Source organism: Pandoraea fibrosis (genome assembly GCF_000807775.2).
Classification (GTDB): Bacteria; Pseudomonadota; Gammaproteobacteria; order Burkholderiales; family Burkholderiaceae; genus Pandoraea; species Pandoraea fibrosis.
In genome coordinates, this window is the sequence record NZ_CP047385.1 from 2,817,856 (window position 1) to 2,838,325 (window position 20,470).

19 protein-coding genes are annotated in these 20,470 nt (G+C 63.2%); 15 read left to right on the forward strand and 4 right to left on the reverse strand.

The window, feature by feature from the left end:
- Positions 1 to 19: 19 nt before the first annotated feature.
- From PI93_RS12540 to PI93_RS12575, 8 genes are all read left to right on the forward strand, one after another.
- Positions 20 to 1,099 carry an ABC transporter ATP-binding protein gene (locus PI93_RS12540; RefSeq protein ID WP_039371392.1) on the forward strand — a complete coding sequence of 360 codons (1,080 nt, stop codon included), beginning with the start codon at positions 20 to 22 and terminating at the stop codon, positions 1,097 to 1,099.
- On the forward strand, positions 1,096 to 2,034 hold the full coding sequence (locus tag PI93_RS12545) for an ABC transporter permease (RefSeq protein ID WP_236105578.1): 939 nt from the start codon (positions 1,096 to 1,098) through the stop codon (positions 2,032 to 2,034). Before PI93_RS12540 ends, PI93_RS12545 begins: the two co-directional genes overlap by 4 nt.
- A gap of 12 nt (positions 2,035 to 2,046) precedes the next feature.
- On the forward strand, positions 2,047 to 2,862 hold the full coding sequence (locus PI93_RS12550; RefSeq protein ID WP_039371393.1) for an ABC transporter permease: 816 nt from the start codon (positions 2,047 to 2,049) through the stop codon (positions 2,860 to 2,862).
- A gap of 3 nt (positions 2,863 to 2,865) precedes the next feature.
- On the forward strand, positions 2,866 to 3,966 hold the full coding sequence (locus PI93_RS12555; protein ID WP_039371394.1) for an NAD(P)/FAD-dependent oxidoreductase: 1,101 nt from the start codon (positions 2,866 to 2,868) through the stop codon (positions 3,964 to 3,966).
- Complete coding sequence (locus PI93_RS12560) at positions 3,944 to 4,252, forward strand: (2Fe-2S)-binding protein (RefSeq protein ID WP_080759223.1); 309 nt, start codon at positions 3,944 to 3,946, stop codon at positions 4,250 to 4,252. Before PI93_RS12555 ends, PI93_RS12560 begins: the two co-directional genes overlap by 23 nt.
- Positions 4,249 to 5,682 (forward strand): FAD/NAD(P)-dependent oxidoreductase, encoded by a 1,434-nt coding sequence (locus PI93_RS12565; protein ID WP_039371397.1) that lies wholly within the window; start codon positions 4,249 to 4,251, stop codon positions 5,680 to 5,682. Before PI93_RS12560 ends, PI93_RS12565 begins: the two co-directional genes overlap by 4 nt.
- 57 nt (positions 5,683 to 5,739) lie before the next feature.
- Positions 5,740 to 6,096, forward strand: coding sequence for a RidA family protein (locus PI93_RS12570; RefSeq protein WP_039371400.1), 357 nt, complete (start codon positions 5,740 to 5,742; stop codon positions 6,094 to 6,096).
- A 297-nt stretch (positions 6,097 to 6,393) separates the two neighbouring features.
- On the forward strand, positions 6,394 to 7,425 hold the full coding sequence (locus PI93_RS12575) for a diguanylate cyclase (RefSeq protein WP_052240722.1): 1,032 nt from the start codon (positions 6,394 to 6,396) through the stop codon (positions 7,423 to 7,425).
- Positions 7,426 to 7,456: 31 nt separating this feature from the next.
- Here PI93_RS12575 and PI93_RS12580 read toward each other — a convergent pair whose 3' ends face one another.
- Both PI93_RS12580 and panV read right to left on the reverse strand, forming a co-directional pair.
- The gene (locus tag PI93_RS12580) at positions 7,457 to 8,074 is read right to left on the reverse strand and encodes a GNAT family N-acetyltransferase (protein ID WP_039371403.1); all 618 of its coding nucleotides are present in this window, start codon (positions 8,072 to 8,074) and stop codon (positions 7,457 to 7,459) included.
- Positions 8,075 to 8,192: 118 nt separating this feature from the next.
- Positions 8,193 to 8,864: a pandorabactin biosynthesis transcriptional regulator PanV gene (panV, locus tag PI93_RS12585; RefSeq protein ID WP_039371407.1), complete on the reverse strand. Its 672-nt coding sequence runs from the start codon at positions 8,862 to 8,864 to the stop codon at positions 8,193 to 8,195.
- A 333-nt stretch (positions 8,865 to 9,197) separates the two neighbouring features.
- On the opposite strand from panV, the gene PI93_RS12590 reads away from it, so the two are divergent.
- The 7 genes from PI93_RS12590 to PI93_RS12620 all read left to right on the forward strand — a co-directional run bounded on the left by PI93_RS12590 (position 9,198) and on the right by PI93_RS12620 (position 17,754).
- Positions 9,198 to 11,171 carry an AMP-dependent synthetase/ligase gene (locus tag PI93_RS12590; protein WP_039371409.1) on the forward strand — a complete coding sequence of 658 codons (1,974 nt, stop codon included), beginning with the start codon at positions 9,198 to 9,200 and terminating at the stop codon, positions 11,169 to 11,171.
- Positions 11,172 to 11,241: 70 nt separating this feature from the next.
- On the forward strand, positions 11,242 to 12,048 hold the full coding sequence (locus PI93_RS12595; protein WP_039371412.1) for an ABC transporter ATP-binding protein: 807 nt from the start codon (positions 11,242 to 11,244) through the stop codon (positions 12,046 to 12,048).
- 52 nt (positions 12,049 to 12,100) lie between these two features.
- Complete coding sequence (locus PI93_RS12600) at positions 12,101 to 13,015, forward strand: branched-chain amino acid ABC transporter permease (RefSeq protein WP_039371416.1); 915 nt, start codon at positions 12,101 to 12,103, stop codon at positions 13,013 to 13,015.
- Positions 13,016 to 13,064: 49 nt separating this feature from the next.
- The gene (locus PI93_RS12605) at positions 13,065 to 14,141 is read left to right on the forward strand and encodes a branched-chain amino acid ABC transporter permease (protein ID WP_039371418.1); all 1,077 of its coding nucleotides are present in this window, start codon (positions 13,065 to 13,067) and stop codon (positions 14,139 to 14,141) included.
- 132 nt (positions 14,142 to 14,273) lie between these two features.
- Complete coding sequence (locus tag PI93_RS12610) at positions 14,274 to 15,548, forward strand: ABC transporter substrate-binding protein (RefSeq protein WP_236105868.1); 1,275 nt, start codon at positions 14,274 to 14,276, stop codon at positions 15,546 to 15,548.
- A 97-nt stretch (positions 15,549 to 15,645) separates the two neighbouring features.
- Complete coding sequence (locus PI93_RS12615) at positions 15,646 to 16,458, forward strand: ABC transporter ATP-binding protein (RefSeq protein ID WP_010806196.1); 813 nt, start codon at positions 15,646 to 15,648, stop codon at positions 16,456 to 16,458.
- Positions 16,459 to 16,515: 57 nt separating this feature from the next.
- Positions 16,516 to 17,754 carry a phenylacetate--CoA ligase family protein gene (locus PI93_RS12620; protein ID WP_039371424.1) on the forward strand — a complete coding sequence of 413 codons (1,239 nt, stop codon included), beginning with the start codon at positions 16,516 to 16,518 and terminating at the stop codon, positions 17,752 to 17,754.
- Positions 17,755 to 17,844: 90 nt separating this feature from the next.
- On the opposite strand, the gene PI93_RS12625 is transcribed toward PI93_RS12620, so the two are convergent.
- Entirely contained in the window at positions 17,845 to 19,224 is a 1,380-nt protein-coding gene (locus PI93_RS12625) for an MFS transporter (RefSeq protein WP_039371427.1), read from the reverse strand.
- A 73-nt stretch (positions 19,225 to 19,297) separates the two neighbouring features.
- Positions 19,298 to 20,446 (reverse strand): FAD-dependent monooxygenase, encoded by a 1,149-nt coding sequence (locus PI93_RS12630; protein WP_039371429.1) that lies wholly within the window; start codon positions 20,444 to 20,446, stop codon positions 19,298 to 19,300.
- Positions 20,447 to 20,470 lie beyond the last annotated feature (24 nt).

Genomic DNA, 20,470 nt, shown 5'->3' on the forward strand with positions numbered 1-20,470 from the left:
GCAGGAGATCACAAGCGTCATGAGCACACCATATTTGCGTCTCGAGCAACTCGGCAAACGCTTTGGCGACACCGTCGCGGTCGAGGGTGTCGATCTCTCGATCGCACAGGGCGAATTCATTTCGCTGCTGGGCCCGTCCGGCTGCGGCAAGACCACGACGTTGCAGATGATCGCGGGGTTCGTCGCTCCGAGCACCGGCCGAATTCTGCTCGAAGGCCGTGACCTCACGCCGGTCCCACCGGAAAAGCGCGGGCTCGGTATCGTGTTCCAGAGCTACGCGCTGTTCCCGCACATGACCGTGGCGCAGAACGTCGCGTTTGGTCTCGACATGCGCCGCGTGGATGCCGGGCAAAAGCAACGCCGTGTGCAGGACGCTCTGGAACTGGTGCACCTCGGCCAGCACGCACAGCGTTACCCGCGCGAGCTTTCGGGGGGACAGCGTCAGCGTGTGGCGCTGGCCCGGGCACTGGTGATTGCGCCGCCCGTGTTGCTGCTCGACGAGCCATTGTCGAACCTCGACGCCAAGCTGCGCGAGCAGATGCAGGACGAGTTGCGCGCCATTCAGCGCAAGGTCGGCACGACCACCATCATGGTCACGCATGATCAGGCCGAGGCACTTGCCATCAGCGATCGGGTGGTGTTGCTCAACGCGGGACGTGTGGTGCGCATCGATACGCCGCACGATGTCTACGAAGACCCGCGCGCCACGTTTGCCGCGCATTTCATCGGACAGACCAATCTCATCACGGGGCTGCTCGATGTGCGCGGCGGCGTGGCCGTGCTCGATGCGCAGGGGCACCGGCTCGCCGTCTCCCCCGCGCATGCCGGCCCGGTGTCGGCGGAGGGCGCCAACGGCCCGGCAACGTTCAGCCTGCGACCCGAACGCATTCGTCTGACGTCGGCAACGGCGGGGCGCCTCGCGGGTCGCGTTGGTCAGCGCAGCTTCCACGGTAATCACTGGGTGCTCACGGTGTCCACGGCGCTGGGCGAACTGCGGGTGCTCGTGTCGAATGACGGTGTCGTCGCAGCGAACGACGGCGAAGCGGTCGGGCTCGATTGGGCCGACGACGCGCTGCGTCTCGTGCAGGAGGGCGCATGAATGCCGCGACGTCTACGCCTTCGGGTGCCTCTGCCGTGCCGGACATGAAAGCGAGCGCAGCGGTCTCCCCCGAGGTTGCCAGCCAGCGGCGCGCTGCCTGGGCGCTGGTCACGCCGGCGACGATGTATTTCCTCGTGCTGCTGGCGGTGCCGCTCGTCCTGACGTTCGTGCTGAGCCTGCACGGCTTCGACCCGAATCTGGGCGGGATTCTGCCGACAGTCTCCTTGCAGCATTACGTCGACATTCTCACGGACAGCTACTTCTACGAGATATTTCTGCGCACGCTGCTGCTCTCCGTCGGGGTGACGCTGCTGTGCGTGCTGGTGGGCGTGCCGGAGGCGTACTTCCTGTTCCGCATGCGCGATCCGTGGCGCTCGCTCTGTCTGGTGCTGGTGCTCGGGCCGTTGCTGATTTCGGTCGTCGTGCGCACGCTGGGCTGGTCGATTCTGCTGGGCCGCGAAGGGCTGGTGAATACAGTGCTCGCAAAACTGGGGCTGATCGATCATCCGTTGCAGATGCTGTTCACGATGGGCGCGGTTACGGTGGCGCTGGTGCATGTGCTCGTGCCGCTCATGGTGCTCTCGGTGTGGACCTCGCTCACCCGGCTCGATCCGGCCGTGGCGCATGCGGCGCGCTCGCTCGGCGCCGGGCGGGCGACGGTAATGTGGCGTGTGGTGCTGCCGCAGATCACGCCGGGCATTCTCTCCGGCAGTCTGATCGTGTTCGCACTGACGGCAAGCGCCTTTGCCACGCCCGCGCTGATCGGCGGCCGACGCCTGAAGGTCGTGGCGACCACGGCCTACGACGAGTTTCTCGGCACGCTGAACTGGCCGCTCGGCGCTGCCATCGCCATCGTGCTGCTGATCGTCAATGTGGCCATCGTCAGCGGGTATAACCGCGCACTCGAGAAGCGCTTCACGCGCCGTCTCGGCTGAGGAGGCGGGCAGATGAGTACGCAAGATTCTCAATACGACCGCAACGGTGTGGCGGCGCTGACGTTCCATGTGCTGTTTCTGGTCTTCATCCTCGCGCCGCTGGTCGTCGTGTGTCTGGTCGCGTTCACACCGGACAATTTTCTGTCGATCCCCACGCAGCACTTTTCCCTGCGCTGGTTTTCGTCGCTGATGAGCGACGAGGACTTCCAGTCGGCACTGCGCACGAGTTTGTGGCTGGGCGTGACGTCGGCCACGGTGTCGACCGTGTTGGCCGTGCCCACGGCGATGGGGCTGGCACGCTACCGCTTCCCTGGGCGCGATGCGATCAACTCGTTCCTGCTCTCGCCACTGATGATTCCGCCGGTGGTGCTGGGCATTGCGTTCCTGCGGCTGTTCACGCTGCTCGACATGGGCGGATCGTTCGCGAGCCTGGTGGCCTGCCATGCGTTGCTGATCTTTCCCTACGCCTTGCGCCTGATCATGTCAGCGCTTGTCGGGCAGGCCGACGAGGCGGAGCGGGCGGCGCGCTCGCTCGGCGCAGGACGCTGGACAACGTTCCGGCGGATCACGCTGCCGGCGATTCTGCCGGGCGTGGCGGGCGGCTGGGTGCTGGCATTCATCAACAGTTTCGACGAACTCACGGCCACGATTTTCGTCACGTCGCCTACGACGATCACGCTGCCGGTGCGCGTCTACATGAACATGAGCGAGACGGTCGATCCGAGTGTGGCGGCGATCTCGACACTGCTTATCGGGCTGACGCTGGCAGTGATGCTGGTGCTCGATCGGATCTATGGGCTGAACAAGGTTCTGGTTGGAAATCACTAAAACATGCAAAAGACATACGATATCGCCGTCATTGGAGGCGGCCTGGTCGGCATGGCGATCGCCTACGGGCTTGCCAAGCGCGGACAACGCGTCGTCGTTTGCGATGGCGAAGACAATTCGCTACGTGCCGCACGCGGCAACTTCGGATTGGTCTGGGTGCAGGGAAAAGGGGGCACCTGCACGGATTACGCTCGCTGGTCGCTGCACTCGGCCAACACCTGGCAAAGCTTTGCCGACGAGTTGTTCGCACGCACTGGCGTATCCGTCGGCTTTCAGCGGCCCGGCGGCTTCAACATCGCGCAAACGCCGGAGGAACTCGCGGTCAAGGTCGACAGCATGCGCAAGTTGCACGAAGCCGAGCCTTCGCTCGTGTACGAAGTGCTCGATCACGACGCGCTCGCCGAGCGCCTGCCGGCCATTGGCCCCGATGTAGCAGGTGGCATCTATTCCAAGAACGACGGTCACGTGAGCCCGCTATACACGCTGCGCGCGCTGTTCGCCGCCTTCGAGCAGGCGGGCGGCGAGTATGCGCCGAACGTGCGGGTCACCGACATTCGTCAGGTCGGCAGCGCCTTTCGCGTGAGCATGGGCGAGACGTCGCTCGACGCGGGACGCGTCGTGCTGGCGGCCGGTCTGGGCAATCGCGAGCTGGCGCCGATGGTGGGACTCAGCGCGCCCGTCAAACCGCTGCGCGGCCAGATTCTCGTGACCGAGCGTGTCAAACCTTTTCTCGACTATCCGACGATCTATGTGCGTCAAACGGTCGAAGGGTCGGTCATGCTCGGCGACTCTGCCGAAGACGTGGGCTTCAACGACGGTGTGACCCCCGACGTCCTGGCCGACATTGCCCGTCGCGCTATCGCGCCGTTCCCGCTGCTCAAGAACGTGCGCGTGGTGCGTGCCTGGGGCGCATTGCGCGTGATGACGGCGGATGGTCTGCCGATCTACGAAGCCTCCGAGGCCTGTCCGGGGGCGTACCTCGCCACCTGCCACAGCGGCGTGACGCTTGCCGCCGCCCATTGTGAAACCATCGCGCCGTGGATTCTCGGCGCGTCGCGTCCCGCGCTACTGGATCATTTCTATGCCAAACGTTTCGCTGCTTAAGTCGCTGGCGCGCAAGGATAGCGCGACGGTGCGCATCACGATCGACAGCACGCCGGTCGATGTGCCGGCCGATATGAATGTGGCGGCCGCGCTGCTCTTCGCAGGTGTCACGGCGTGCCGGACGACGCCCGTGACGGGGAGCGACCGTGCCCCGTTCTGCATGATGGGCGTGTGTTTCGACTGTCTCGTGGAGATCGACGGTGTGCCGAACCGCCAGGGGTGCATGACGCCTGTGCGTGAGGGCATGCAGGTGTGCCGAATGGACGGAGCGAGGAGTGTGGCATGAGCACGAAGATCGTAGATTTGCTGGTGGTTGGCGCGGGGCCTGCCGGATTGGCCGCGGCGCTGGAAGCCAGGCGTCATGGGCTTGCCCCGCTGGTCGTGGATGAAAACGGTTTGCCCGGCGGACAGATTTATCGCAGCGTCAGCCGCTCGCCGCTGGCCGACCCAGGGGTACTCGGGCCGGACTATCTGCATGGGCGGGCGCTGGTCGACGCGTTCACGTCGGCAGGCATCGCCTATTGGCCGCAGACGCTGGCCTGGCAGATTGGGGCAGACAAACGTGTGTCCGTCACGCGGCAAGGCGCGGGCGGTGGCACGTTGCAGATCGAAGCCGGTGCCATCGTTCTGGCGAGCGGTGCGCAGGAGCGCCCCTTCCCGATTCCCGGCTGGACACTGCCCGGTGTGATGGGAGTGGGGGCGGCGCAAACGCTGCTCAAGGCATCGGCGCTGGTGCCCGACTCGCCGGCGGTGTTGGCTGGGTGCGGCCCGCTGCTCTATCTGTTTGCGTGGCAACTGATCAATGCCGGTGTGCCGGTGCGCGCCATTCTCGATACGGCCGAGCCGAGCGCTCGGCGCAATGCGCTGCGCCATGCCGGTGGGGCCTTGCGTGCGCCGTCGTATCTGATGAAAGGCTTCAAGCTGCTGCGTGCGATTCGCGCAGCCGGTGTGCAGCACGTCAAGCATGTGGAGGCCTTGCGCGTCATCGGGGCCACACAGGCCGAGGGCATCGAGTATGTCGTTGGCGGACGCACCGAGCGCATCGACACGGCGCTGGTATTGCTGCATCAGGGCGTGATTCCGAACACACAGGTCACGCGTTCGATCGGTTGCGAGCACGTGTGGGACGAGGCGCAGTTGTGCTGGCGTCCGAAGACCGACGCATGGGGCGAGACGAGTTTGCCGGGCATCTTCGTGGCCGGTGACGGCGCGGGGATTGGCGGTGCGCTGGCGGCCGAGCCGTCGGGACGACTTGCGGCCGTGCAAGCCGCCGTCAAACTCGGCAAGCTCGACGGCGCGAAGCGCGACTCACGGGCACTTTCCTTGCGCCGCGAACTGGCGGCGCACACGGTGATTCGCCCGTTCCTCGACGCGTTGTACCGGCCGGCCGAGGCATTCCGCGCGCCGGCCGACGACAGCACCATCGTGTGCCGTTGCGAGGAGGTGACGGCCGGGGATGTGCGTCGCATGGCCGGGCTGGGGTGCGTCGGTCCCAACCAGACGAAGAGTTTCTCGCGTTGTGGCATGGGCCCGTGTCAGGGTCGTTTCTGCGGGCTGACGGTCGCGGAACTGCTGGCGCAGGCGCAGGGCTGTGCGGTGCCGGAAGTCGGGTACTACCGAATCCGTCCACCGATCAAGCCGGTCACGCTGGGCGAGTTGGCCACGGCGGTCGAGGCCCCCGAATTCCTGAGCGAGCGCGCAGGCTTCCCCAAGTAGGTGAGGTGGGCTCGCGCCTCTCACCTGCTTTTTTTATTCCTTTTGGAGACGTGGTCAATGAGCGATATTCAACGCCATCACACGAACGCACGGATGAGCCGTGTCGTGGTGCATAACGGAACGGTCTACATCGGCGGTCAGACGGCCGACGATCGCACGCAGGACATCACCGGGCAGACGCAGCAAGTGCTCGCGAAGCTCGACGGGTATCTGAAAGATGCCGGGATCGACAAGTCGCGTCTGCTCTCGGCACAGGTCTGGCTCAAGGACATCGAGTCCGATTTCGCCGGCATGAACGCCGTGTGGGATGCGTGGACCAGCCCGGGCAACACGCCCACGCGCGCCACCGTCGAGTCGCGTCTCGCGGCATCCGATCTGCTCGTCGAGATCGCGGTGATTGCAGCGGCGAAGTAAGCCCTAAAGGCATACGGCATGCGCCAGTCGGGCCCGCGATCGTTCGCGGGCCTTTTTCATGGGGAACGCGTCGCGCACATCAGAATGCTCAGCTAAATGCAGTGATGAATGGAATCCGTTCGTTGGTTGACGCCTCGTATCGTTGAATGGAAAGTCGCGCAGGCATAATGCGCAAGCCGGCAGGCGAAACGACTTTCTTAAACCAATGACGCCCCGGACGTTGGCGAAATGACGGATCAATCGAAACACCAGGTAACACGCAAAACATCGCAAAGAGGGCGGGACTTCTCTCGCCGCGTGCTGGGCTTGCGCAGTCTGGGCTGTGTCCTGAGCGCCATCGCCGTTTTCACCGTGTTTCAACATATCGGTGCGTCGCACTTCGCCTATGGCGTCTGGGCACTCAACGCGTTTCTCTGGCCGGCCTTTGCACACGCCATTGCCCTTTCCGCTGTCGACCCGGTCGCAGCCGAGCGTCGCAATCTGTTGTGCGACTCGGCGTTCGGCGGGGGCTGGGTGGTGGCGATGCACTTCAGCGGCGTGCCGTCCGCCGTTCTGATCTCGGTGTTGCTGATGCACAATGCGTCGGCGGGCGGCTACCGGCTGCTGCGCGACGGGATTCTGGCGATGATGGCTGGTGGCGTGCTCACCGGCGCGGTTATCGGGTTCGGGTTCGAGACCGACATTGCATTGTCAGAGTTGGTGGCGAGTCTGCCGCTGCTACTGATCTATCCGACGCTCGTCGGCCTGACCAGCTTCCGCTTGGCGAAACGGCTCTCGACAAGCGAGCGCGCGCTGCGCCGGATCAGCGATCAGGACGATCTCACATCGCTGCTCAATCGCCGGTCATGGATGCGGGCACTGACCCATTGCTATGCGGACAAACGCACCGGCCGGTCGGGGACGGCGAGCATTGCCTTAATCGATATCGATGGATTCAAGGAAATCAACGACTTCCACGGCCATCTTCAGGGCGATTCGCTGATCCGCATGCTCTCCGACGTGTTGTCGAGCGAATTGGGCAGTCATGACGTGATCGGCCGTTACGGCGGTGACGAATTTTGCGTGCTGTTCGACGGACAGACGGGCGACAGAGCGCGTAAGAAGCTGGAGAAGGTTCGTGCCATGTTTGCCGAGGCCACGCGCGGGCTGGATGCGTCGGGTAGCGTGACCTTGAGCGTGGGTGTTGCCGATTTCGACGGCGACCTCGTCTCGCCGACCGCATGGCTCGCACTGGCCGACGGCGCACTTTATTCGGCCAAACGCTCGGGAAAGGACCGGATCGTGATTGCGCATGTCGGCAGTCAGTTCGACGGGGCCGTGGTGAGATAGCCCCCGGGCACTGGCGCGTGGTGCTTGTCGATCAGGTCGTCGGAGCGCGTCCGAGCCGGCGTTCCAGCGCGGTCTTTGCCTCGGGCCACTCGTCGTCGATGATGCTAAAGCGCACCGAATTGCGCTTGCGCCCGTCGGGCATGATGCGTTCGTGGCGCACGATCCCTTCCTGCCTGGCGCCGATGCGCAGGATGGCGGCTCTGGACTTCTCGTTCAACTCGTCGGTCGTGAATTGCACGCGAACGCATTGCAGTGTCTCGAACGCGAACGTGAGCAGCAGATATTTGGCTTCGGTGTTGATGCTCGACCGCTGGGCGGACTCGCTCAGCCACGTATGACCAATCTCCAGCTTCCGGTTGGCCCGGTCGATTTTCCAGAATCGTGTGCTGCCGACGACCTTGCCGGTGGCCGTCGACACGATGACGAACGGCATGACGGTGCCGTCTTCGCGTCCCCGCAGCGCCTTTTCGACGTAGTCGTCGACCGTCTCCGGTCCAGGCACGACGGTCACTTTCAAATTCCACAGTTCCCCGTCGGCGGCGGCAGCGAGCAGTGCCGGCGCGTGGTGGGCTTCCAGGGGATGGAGTTCAACGCTGCTGCCGACCAGCGTGGGTCGCATCGCGTCGGATGGAGAATCAGTCGTGGCCATGGGGAAGCGCTTGGATGAGGGGGCTGCCTGCAAAACGTCGATTTTGCCCTGAGCGCCTTCCGGCGACAAGATGACGGCCGCGGGTCATGCATGGCTGCGTGCGAATGCGCCACCGCGCCTACATGCCGAATTCGCGTAAGCCTTCCAGATCGAGAATCGTCAACACGCCGTAGTCGACTTTGACCAACCCCGCCTGCTCCAGCACTTTGAGCGCGAGATTGACACGCTGACGCGACACGCCGGCGAGATAGCTCAGTTCTTCCTGAGAGATCTGCACGGTGTTGTCGTCGGACGGGTACAGGTTCGGATTGAACATCGACGAGAGCGAACGTGCGACGCGGGCATCGGTGTCCAGCAGACGTTCGTGTTCGACAGCCGCGATGAACTGGCCGAGACGCTCGTTAAGCTGGAGCGTCAGAAAGCGGTTGAACGGGATGCTGGTGTCGAGCAACCAGTCGAACGTGGCGATCGGCATGTGAGCGACCACAGAATCGCGCAGCGCCATCACGTCGTATTTTCGGATCTCGCGCTTGAGCACCGATCCTTCACCGAACCAGGCGCCCGCAGGCACCCCCGTGAACGTCACCGACTTCCCGCTGGCAGATGCCGTCGCAATCTTCACCAGCCCTTCGATCACGCCGAACCATGCGTGCGTGGGGTCCCCCTTGCGGCACACGTAGCCGCCATTCTCGACAGGTTTCACCTGAATTTCCGCTACCACGCGTGCGCGCTGTTCCGGCGTCAGACCTTGCGCCCACACGCTGCGCTGCAACAGGGTTTCGAGCGACATATAGGGATTTTCCCTTGATTGTCATCCGGGTGACAAATCCGCCGTGAGCCATGAGGTATCTTCGCCTTGCCTGGCAGCGCCGAGACAAGCATTCATGGCGGTTCGTACACGACGCCGAAACACAAGTATAGAAGCTGCCGACTGCCGGGCATAGCCGTCGTCGCTCCGTATTGCAGACTTGCAAGAACTAAGCAGGGTACCGAACCAACGCGTCGTTTCCGGACGCGACTTGCACCAGAGAATGAGAGAGCGTGCCACACGCACGCGCGCCGACCGAGCCACGCCACTCCCCCTCGACGGACGTCGAATGGTGGCGAGACACAGGAGACAGGCATGCAGGAGCGGACCACTTTCCCGCGCTTATTGCTGGCCCATGCGGCAACGCGTGGCGAGCGCACGGCGTATCGGGAAAAAGATCTGGGGATCTGGCAAAGCTGGAGCTGGCAGGAGGCCGCGCAGGAAGTCAGGATGCTGGCCTGTGCGCTGGCATGCGCCGGGTTCAAGCGGGGCGATAACCTCGCCATCGTCGGCAACAATCGCGTGCGCCTGTACTGGGCGATGACCGCAGCGCAATCGCTGGGTGGCGTGGCCGTGCCGTTGTATCAGGACGCCGTCGCGGCGGAAATGATTCATGTGCTGGAAGACGCCGAAATCGATTTCGCCATCGTCGAAGACCAGGAGCAGGTCGACAAGCTGCTCGAATTGCGCGAGCGTGTGCCGCGTCTGTCGAACATCATCTATGAAGACCCGCGAGGGCTGCGCAATTACGACGCCGCCGGCTTGCTGTCGTATGCCGATGCCGTGGAGCGGGGCCGCGACTTCAACGCCAGGCATCCGCGCTACTTCGACGAGGCGGTGGCCAGCGTCGATCCCGAGGACACAGCGACGATCCTTTACACGTCCGGCACGACAGGCAAGCCCAAGGGCGTGTGTCATTCGCACGCCGGTCTGATCGGCGCGGCGTTTCATGGCAGCGCATTCGACAAGCTCGCGCCCGGCGACGAAGTGTTGTCGTACCTGCCGATGGCATGGGTTGGCGATCATCTGTTCTCTTACGCGCAGGCATTGGTGGCGGGCTTCACCGTCAATTGCCCCGAGTCGCCCGACACGATCTCGACGGACATGCGCGAGATTGGACCGACCTATTACTTCGCGCCGCCACGCGTTTATGAAAACGTGTTGACGCAAGTGATGATCCGCATGGAAGACGCGAATCGCCTCAAGCGAAAGATGTTTGCGCATTTCATGAACGTGGCGAATCGTTGCGGCGCTGCGGTGCTCGACCGCCGTCCGGTGCCGCTACTCGACCGGCTGCAATATGCCGTGGGCAATCTCTGTGTCTACGGGCCATTGCGCAACACGCTCGGCATGAGTCGGATCCGCACGGCGTATACCGCCGGAGAAGCGATCGGCCCGGATCTGTTCCATTTTTATCGTGCTATCGGCGTCAACCTGAAGCAGTTCTACGGGCAGACCGAGACGTGCGCCTATGTCTGCCTGCAACCGGACCGTCAGGTGCGATTCGACAGCGTGGGGCCGGTCGCGCCGGGCATGGAAATCAAGATCGCCGACAGTGGGGAAGTGCTGGTGCGCGGCGTGGGATTGCTCAAGGAGTATTACAAGCGGCCCGACGCTACGCGCGAAGCGCTCGACGAGACCGGCTATTTCCGCACGGGCGATGCCGGCATCATCGACGCAGACGGTCATCTACGCATCATCGATCGCGCGAAGGACGTGGGCAAGCTCGCCAGTGGCTCGCTGTTCGCACCGAAATACATCGAGAACAAGCTCAAGTTCTTCGCGTACATCAAGGAAGCGGTCGCGTTCGGCGATGGGCGCGACGGTGTGTGTGCGTTCATCAACATCGACATGGACGCCGTGGGCAATTGGGCGGAGCGGCAAAGCCTGGCGTATGCCGGGTACGTCGATCTGGCCTGTCATCCACAGGTCGCCGAACTGATTCTGGGCTGCGTGGATGCGGTGAATGCGGATCTTGCCAAGGAGTCGGCTTTCTCGGCGGCACAGATTCAGCGCTTCGTGATTCTGCACAAGGAGCTGGACCCGGACGACGACGAACTCACTCGCACGCGCAAGGTGCGTCGCGCCTTTATCGCGGAGAAGTACGGCGTGCTGGTCGACGCGTTCTATTCGGGCAAGTCGTCGCAGTTCATCGAGACTCGCGTGAAGTTCGAGGATGGGCGCGAGGGCAGCGTGAGCGCCACGCTCACGATCCATCCCGCTCGCGTGGTGGGTGCTCGGGCCCCTGTCGACGACCCTGCGCCTGAAAAATTGCGCTGCGCCGCCTGATGCTCGCAACGACCCCTCATCGGAACTCGGCCAGTTCCATGTAATTCGCAAGAATTTCGCAGGAGAAGGCATGAACGACAACCGTAAAACCGGCGACATCTTGCTCGATTTGCAGCACATCAGTCTGTCGTTTGGTGGCGTGAAGGCATTGACGGACATCTCGTTCAACGTGCTGGAGCACGAGGTCCGCGCGATCATCGGTCCGAACGGCGCGGGCAAGAGTTCGATGCTCAACGTGATCAATGGCGTCTATCACCCGCAGCAGGGCACGATCGTTTTCCGGGGGCAGGTGAGACAGCGGATGCATCCGACGTCGGCCGCCCGTCAGGGAGTGGCGCGCACGTTTCAGAACATCGCCCTGTTCAAGGGCATGACGGTGCTCGACAACATCATGACGGGGCGCAACACCCGGATGCGCTCGGGCCTGCTGGCCAGCGCGATCTGGTGGGGCCGTGCGCGTCAGGAAGAAATGGCCAATCGCGCCAAAGTCGAGGAGATCATCGACTTCCTCGAAATCCAGCACATTCGCAAGACACCGGTTGGCCGGTTGCCGTACGGCTTGCAAAAGCGCGTGGAGCTGGCGCGTGCGCTGGCCGCCGAGCCGGAGCTGTTGCTGCTCGACGAGCCGATGGCCGGCATGAATCTCGAGGAGAAGCGCGATATGTGCCGCTTCATTCTCGAAGTGAACGAGGAGTTCGGCACGACGATCGTGCTGATCGAGCACGACATGGGCGTGGTGATGGATATCTCCGACCGGGTCGTGGTGCTCGATTACGGCAAGAAGATCGGCGACGGCACCCCGGCCGACGTCAGAAGCGATCCCGAGGTGATTCGTGCCTATCTGGGCGCGGCACAGGGGATGCCCGCCGCGGCATGACAGACAGACCGTCGGCGACGCCCGGCGACGCGTTGACGACTTGGAGACATCGATGCAGTTCTTTCTGGAAATTCTGATCGGCGGGTTGCTCTCGGGGGTGATGTATTCGCTCGTGGCGCTCGGCTTTGTGCTGATCTTCAAGGCCTCTGGCGTATTCAACTTCGCGCAGGGTGCGATGGTGTATTTCGCCGCGCTCAGCGTCGTCGGCCTGATGGAGCGGGGCTTGCCGCTGTGGCTGGCCGCCATTGGCGCGTTCGGCGTCATGGTGCTGGTCGGGGTCGCGACCGAGCGCTTCGTGTTGCGAAAGCTCGTGAACCAGTCCCCCATCACGTTGTTCATGGCGACGATCGGCTTGTCGTTCTTTCTCGAGGGATTGGCGCCGCTGTTGTGGGGCAACGAGGTGCGGCCGCTGTCGCTGGGCATTGTGGATGAACCCATCGCGTCGATCATGGACTCGACGGGCGTGCTCGTGAGCAGCTTCGATCTGGCGGCGGCCGGCATTGCCGCGGTTCTGGTCGCGTTGCTCGCGCTGTTTTTCAAGGCGACGAGCATCGGCCGGGCGCTGCGAGCCGTCGCCGACGATCATCAGGCGGCGCTCTCGCTGGGCATTCCGTTGCAGCGGATCTGGGTGGTGGTGTGGAGCGTGTCGGGGTTTGTCGCGCTCGTGGCGGGCATGCTCTGGGGCTCGCGCAACGGCGTGCAGTTCGCGCTGACCATGACCGCGCTCAAGGCGTTGCCGGTGTTGATTCTCGGTGGTTTCACGTCGATCCCCGGTGCGATTGTCGGCGGGTTGATCATCGGTGCGGCGGAAAAGCTTGCGGAGATCTATGTGCCGCAACTGCTGCAAAGTCAGTTTGGCGGAAATTTCGGGGGCATCGAAGGCTGGTTCCCGTATGTCTTTGCACTCCTGTTCCTGCTGGTTCGCCCGGAAGGGCTGTTCGGCGAGCGGCATATCGACCGGGTCTGATCCGGCGGTATTCAACGCAGAACGCACGCATTCATCGCAGAGGCCATCCATGTTTTATCGCGAAGCTGGGCAGTTCAAGACGTCTTATGAAGCCGACAGCCAGATTTTCCCGATCCGGCAAGATCGGATCGCCGTGTGCACCGTCCTCGCCATTGCCTTCGGCGTGCTGCCGTGGATTGCTACCGAATACTGGCTGACGGCGATTCTGGTGCCGTTTCTCGTGTTCTCGCTCGCCGCGCTGGGCCTCAATCTGCTGACCGGCTACGCCGGGCAATTGTCGCTGGGTACGGCGGCGTTCATGGCGGTCGGTGCTTACGCGTCGTACAACTTTCAGTTGCGTATCGAGGGCATGCCGATTCTGGCGTCGTTTGCGCTCGGGGGCGTTTGTGCCGCACTCGTCGGTATCGCGTTCGGCTTGCCGTCGTTGCGCATCAAAGGCTTCTATCTCGCGGTCGCCACACTAGCGGCACAATTCTTCGTGCTGTGGGTGCTCACGAAGTTTCCCTGGCTCTCGAACAACAGTTCGTCGGGCGTGATCACCGCACAGAAGATCTCCATTCTGGGTGTAGACGTCGATACGCCAGTGCGCAAATACCTGTTCGTGCTGGGCGTGGTGACGGTCATGGCGCTGGTGGCGAAGAATCTGGTGCGCTCGCATATCGGCCGCGCCTGGATGGCGGTGCGCGATATGGACGTGGCTGCCGAGGTGATCGGCATTCCGCTGATGCGGGTGAAGTTGCTGGCTTTCGCCGTGAGTTCCTTCTATTGCGGCGTGGCGGGCGCACTCTACGCCTACTGTTATCTCGGTTCGGTCGAGCCGGATGGCTTCTCGCTCGATCTGTCCTTCCGCATTCTGTTCATGATCATCATCGGTGGCGTGGGCAGCATTCTCGGCAGCTTTCTGGGGGCGGCCTTCATTCTGCTGCTGCCGATTCTGCTCGACAGCACGCTGCCCACGATCGCCACGTTCCTGCATTTGCCGTTCACCAACGCGACCGTCTCGCATATTCAGTTGATGGTGTTTGGCGGTCTCATCATCTTTTTCCTGATTGTCGAACCGCATGGGCTGGCGCGGCTTTGGCAGATTGCCAAGGAGAAGCTGCGAATCTGGCCCTTCCCGCATTGAGTTTCGCCTGGTTCGCGCACCGGGAGTTGCGCGCTGCCAGACACGTTTTGCCATGAATAAAACCACAGATGGAGACACAGCATGAACACGAAACAGTTAGCGGTCTCGTTGGGTACGGCGCTCGTGCTCGGCATGGGGAGCGTGGCCACATCGTTCGCACAATCGAACGATCAGTTCATCGCGCTTGCCGACTACCGCGTCGGCCCGTATGGCGCGAACGGGCAGTCGTTCTATGGCGGTTTCATCGATTATCTGCAATACGTGAATCTCAAGAACGGCGGTGTCAACGGCGTCAAGCTGACGTGGGAGGAGTGTGAGACGGAGTACAACAACGCCAAGGGCGTGGAGTGCTACGAGCGTCTCAAGGGCAAGAACCCCGTGACCAAGGGCACGGCGTATCACGTCATGGCGACGGGCATTTCCTATGCGTTGATCGACAAGACCGCAACGGATCAGGTGCCGCTGGTGATGATGGGCTATGGCCGCACCGACGCGGTGGACGGCACGGTGTTCCCGTGGGCCTTCCCGCTGGTCACCACGTATCAGATGCAGGCGTCGGCCATTATCAAGTTCCTCGCGGACAAGAATGGCGGCTCGCTGAATGGCAAGAAGATCGTCTTCCTCTATCACGACTCGGCTTACGGCAAGGAGCCAATCGTGGCCATGCAGGCAGAGTCGAAGATCAACAAGTTCAACCTGATCGAGATTCCGGTTGCGCATCCGGGTAACGAACAGGGAGCGCAGTGGCTGCGCATCCGTCAGGAGAATCCTGATTACGTGGTGTTCTGGGGCTGGGGCGTGATGAACCAGACGGCGCTCAAGGCGGCGCAGAAGGTTGGCTATCCGCGCGAGAAGATCATCGGTAGCTGGTGGGCCGGTTCCGAGGAGGACACCATTCCGGCAGGCCCGGCGGCCAAGGGATATATGAGCGCAACGTGGAACGTGGCGGGCAAACAGGTGCCGCTGATTGCCGACATCGAAAAGGTGGTCTACGGCGCGGGTAAGGGCAATATGCAGGATCCGTCGAAGGTCGGCTCGGTGCTCTACAACCGGGGCGTATCGGCGGCGGTGGCCACGGTCGAAGCGCTCAACACGGCGCAGAACAAGTTCGGCAAGGGGAAGGTCATGACCCCGGTGCAGGTGCGCTGGGCGCTCGAGAACCTGAATATCGACGCCGCCCGACTCAAGGCGCTGGGCGCGACCGGTCTGCTGCCCGATATCAAAACGAGCTGCGAGGATCACGAAGGGTCGGGCAAGGTGCGCATCCAGCAATGGGACGGCACGAAGTGGGTGCTTGTGTCCGACTGGATCGAGGGCAACCGCCGTCTGATTCACCCGCTCTTCGAAGCATCGGCCAAGCAGTATGCCAAGGAGAAGGGTATTACCCCCGCCTGTTACAAGATGTGATCGACGCCGTCGCCCGCGTGCCAAGGCGCGGCGCGGGCGACGGCTGGCGAACTACGGCCGGTGAATGAACCCGGCAGCATCGATCCCGGAGTCATGCATGGAAGCGAGTTTGCGCGTCAATAATATCGAAGTCATTTACGACCACGTCATTCTCGTGCTCAAGGGCGTGTCGCTGATCGTGCCGGAGGGCAAGATCGTGGCATTGCTCGGGGCCAATGGGGCTGGCAAGAGCACGACGCTCAAGGCGATCTCGAACCTGCTCCATGCCGAGCGGGGTGAGGTGACGAAGGGCACGATCGACTATCGCGGCGAACGTGTCGAGAAGCTCACCCCGAACGGGCTGGTCAAGCGCGGGGTGATTCAGGTGATGGAAGGACGCCACTGCTTCGGGCATCTGACCATTGAAGAGAATCTGCTCACTGGGGGGTATGTGCGGCATGCATCGCGCAGCGCCCAGCAGCATGCGCTCGAGCGAATCTACGCCTACTTTCCGCGCCTGAAGACGCGTCGGAAGTCGCAAGCGGGTTACACCTCGGGCGGCGAGCAGCAGATGTGCGCGATCGGCCGCGCCATGATGGCGCAGCCGTCGATGATCTTGCTCGACGAGCCATCGATGGGGCTCGCGCCACAGATTGTGGAAGAGATCTTTGCCATCGTGCGCGACCTGAATCAGCGCGAAAACGTCAGCTTCCTGCTGGCCGAACAGAACACGATGGCGGCGCTGCGCTATGCGGACTATGGCTACATCCTCGAGAACGGCCGGGTGGTGATGGATGGCGACGCGGCGTCGCTGCGCGATAACGAAGACGTCAAAGAGTTCTATCTCGGCATTGCCAAGGATGGCGCCAGCAGCGCAGGGAGCTTTCGCAACGTCAAGAGCTATCGGCGGCGCAAGCGCTGGATCGCATGAGCATTGGTGTGCCCGGGTGAGTCGCTGTCCGTTAATTCACAACGTATTTCCGTCTATATGAACGATTACTTCGACACGCTGGAAACTCGTGCGCCGGAGGTTCGCGAGAAGGCCCTGCTGGCCGCATTGCCGGCGCACGTGTCGCATGCCCAGACGCATGCGCCGTACTTCGCACAGGCGCTCGGGGATGTCGATGCGAAGGCCATCGGGTCGCGCAGCGCGCTGGCCGGTCTTCCCGTGACCCGCAAGTCGGATCTGACGGCGTATCAGGTGCGTCACCCACCGTTGGGCGGGATGAACGCCACACCTCTGAGCGGTCTGGCGCATGTGTACCAGTCGCCCGGTCCGATCTACGAGCCGGATGGGCGCGGTAGCGACTGGTGGCGTTTTGCGCGTGCCATGTTTGCGGCGGGCTTGCGGCCGGGCGACCTGGTCTACAACACCTATTCGTATCACTTCACGCCGGCCGGCATGATGATCGAGACGGGCGCGGCCCGGCTGGGATGTTGCGTGTTTCCGGCCGGGGTCGGGCAGACGGAGATGCAGCTCGATGCGATTCGTCATTTGCAACCCGTGGCGTATGCCGGCACGCCGTCGTTTCTGAAAATCCTGATCGAGAAAAGTGATGCGGCAGGGGCGGATATCGGCTGCATCCGCCGGGCGACGCTCTCGGGCGAGGCGCTGCCGCCGTCGCTACGCGACTGGTTCAAGACGCGCGGCATCACGGCGCGGCAGTTGTATGGCACGGCCGATCTGGGGTTGATCGCGTTCGAGAGCGATGCACAGGCAGGATTGATCGTCGACGAGAACGTGCTGGTGGAGCTGGTGGAGCCGGGCGGCACGAAGCCGGTGCCGGAAGGCGAGATCGGTGAAGTCGTGGTGACGAACTTCAATCCGGACTATCCGCTGATTCGCTTTGCGACGGGTGACTTGTCGGCAGTCGAGGCGGGCATCAGCCCGTGCGGACGCACCAACATGCGGCTCAAGGGCTGGCTCGGACGTGCTGATCAAACGGTCAAGGTGCGTGGCATGTTTGTTCACCCGGGGCAGATCGGCGAGATCGGGAAGCGGTATCCCGAGCTGGTTCGTCTGCGCCTGCGTGTCGAGGGCAGGGTCGGCGACGATCGGATGCGTCTGATTTGCGAGACGAACGCCGCGCCGGCCGAGGGTCTGGCGGCTCGCGTGCAAGAAACACTGCGCGATGTGACGCGGTTGCGAGGCGAGGTCGACTTTGTCGCCGCCGGGACACTGCCGACCGATGGGAAGCTGGTCGAGGACGCGCGGGCTTACGATTGATTTGCCGCCCGCGCCCGCAAGGCCGTGGTCGGAAACCGGCCCGATCGTAGCCATCGTAGTTCGACGCTACCGTGGGCCGGCCCGCCGCCGTCAGATCTTCGAAAGCGACGCTGGCGGCGCTGTCGGGACGGCCTCACTCTCCACCGCTCGCTTATGCTTCGAGCCTGCGAGCAGGATCCCCAACGCGGCCAGCACTGCCGGTATCGCGAGAATCAGGAACAGTCCGGCATTGCTCCAACCCGCTGCGAGCAGAATGGCCCCGCCAAACGAGCCCGCAACCGCGCCGATCCGTCCGATGCCGAGCGCCCATGCCACACCGGTGGCACGGTTGGACGTCGGGTAATACGCGGACGCGATCACGTTCGCGCAGACCTGCGATCCGCTCACACAGAATCCGGTCACGAAGATGCCCAGCGCCAGCCAGAGCGCGCCATCGGCAATCGCCAGCGACGCCAGCGCGAGCGCACCCAACACATAGGCCGCGGCGACCACTTTATATGGGTGGAACCGGTCGATCAGCACGCCCAGGACAATCGCGCCGAGCACACCGCCGCCCTGCAACAGTCCGGCAAACATCGACGCCTGTTTGAGTGTCAGGCCGCTGCGCTCGGCCAGAATCGGCAGCCAGTTGATGAGCAGGTAGAGCAACAGCAGACTCATGAAGAACGCCAGCCAGAGCAGCAACGTGCCGCGCCGGTAGTCGCGGTGGAACAGTTGCACCACGGGCGACGACGGGAGGCGATCGTCGGCAGCGGTGTATTGCTGACCGGTAACGACGCGTCCCGGCGCGACGCGCGCCAGAATTGCCGCGATCTGCGTCTGGGTGCCTCCCCGGATCGCCAGAAATCGCACCGACTCGGGCAACGTGAACCACAGCACCGGCACGAGCGCCAGCGGAAGCAGGCCGCCAACGGCGAGCAGTCCACGCCAGCCGATCCCTGCCACAAGGTAGGCCGTCACCACGCCCCCAAGTGCCGAGCCGAGGGAGAAGCCACAGAACATCAGCGTGAGCAGGGTGCCACGGCGTCGCTCGGGACTGAACTCCGAGGTGAGCGTGATCGCGTTGGGCATGGCGCCGCCCAACCCGAGGCCTGTCAGAAAGCGAAGCGCGATCAGCCATTCGACGTTCGGTGCGAACGCGGCGCCGGCGCTTGCGGCACCGAACCATGCGACGGACAGGAGCAGGACACGACGGCGACCGATCCGATCCGCCATCGGGCCACTACAGAACGCGCCCACCATCAGCCCGAGTAGGCCGGCGCTGAACAGAGGCCCAAGCGAGACCATCGACAACTGCCACTCGGCGCGGATGTGAGGGGCGATAAAGCCGATGATTGCGATGTCGAATCCATCCAGCGCCACGATCAAAAAGCACATCGCGCTGATCATGATCTGGAAGCGCGACACCGGGGTCGCGTTGATAAAGTCCCGCACGTCGACTGACGTGTGCCGGGTGTCGTGCTTGTCCATGAATGTGTCTCCTGTCCCGATGCGGCGATGCGATGTCGCCGTTTTATGTAGATGGTCCGGATGATGCTGACGGCTATGCGGCGTGTTCGCGCAATGGGGTGGCCTTGGCCTCCACCTGCGCGATGAACGCCGGATCTCGCTCACGAAGATCTTCGTGACTGACGCGTCCCGTGCGCCGCATGTAGTCGTATGCGAAGCTCACGGGGTCGAGGTGCATGCGCTGATCGACGGATTCGTACCAGTCGAGGCTGCGTCTGGCGGCGTCCTGAAAGCGATCCGACGCACTGCGGCGGCTTTGCTCGAACGATGCGAACGCGGCGGGCACGTCGTTGCGATGGGCCGACAGCGCTTCGAACAGGGCGATGGCGTCTTGCATCGCCATGCGCGTGCCCGAGCCGAGCGAGAAGTGCACACTGCGCAGGGCGTCGCCAAGCAGCACCACGTTGCCATGCGACCAGTGCGCATTGCTCACTACGCGTGCCTGAAACCAGTTCGACCGGTTGGTCAGCAGCGAATGGCCGCGCAGATCGTCGGCGAACACCGTCTCGCAAAACGCGCGGCTCTCGTCCTCGGTGGCGGTATCGAGGCCGCAGCGTTGCCACGTCTCGGGGTCGACTTCCACGAGGAACGTTGATCGATCGGGGCCGTATTGATACGCGTGCGCGATGAACACGCCATGCGGTGTCTGACGGAAGATCAGCGACACCGGGTGGAAAAGTTGCGAGGTGCCATACCACGCAAATTTGTTGCGTCGCTCGTCGAAGCTCGGCTGGAAGTGTTCCGCCATGTGCGTGCGCACTTCGCTGTTCACGCCGTCGGCGGCGACGATCACATCGGCGTCCGGCAATTGTGACGGATCGGCGATGTGGCTCTCATAGCGAACGTCGACGCCCGCGTCCGCGCAGGCTTGCTGCAACACGCGCAGCATGTCGATCCGGGACGTGCGCGAGAAAGGGTTGTTGCTCAGGCGAACGGGCACGCCCTGATGGACGATCTCCATGTCGTCGCAGCGCGTATGGTGCGCCGTGAATTTGCGGAAGAACGCCTCGTCCGCCTCTTTCAGAAAGGCGAGCGCAATGTCGGAGAAGACAACGCCCCAGCCATACGTGGCATGGGCGGCATTGCGCTCGTGGACGACGATCTCGTCTTGCGGATGGCGCTGTTTCATCAACAGCGAGAAATACAGGCCGGCGGGTCCGCCACCGATGACGGCGATTCTCATGATGGGCTCCTTGATCTTGGGCTG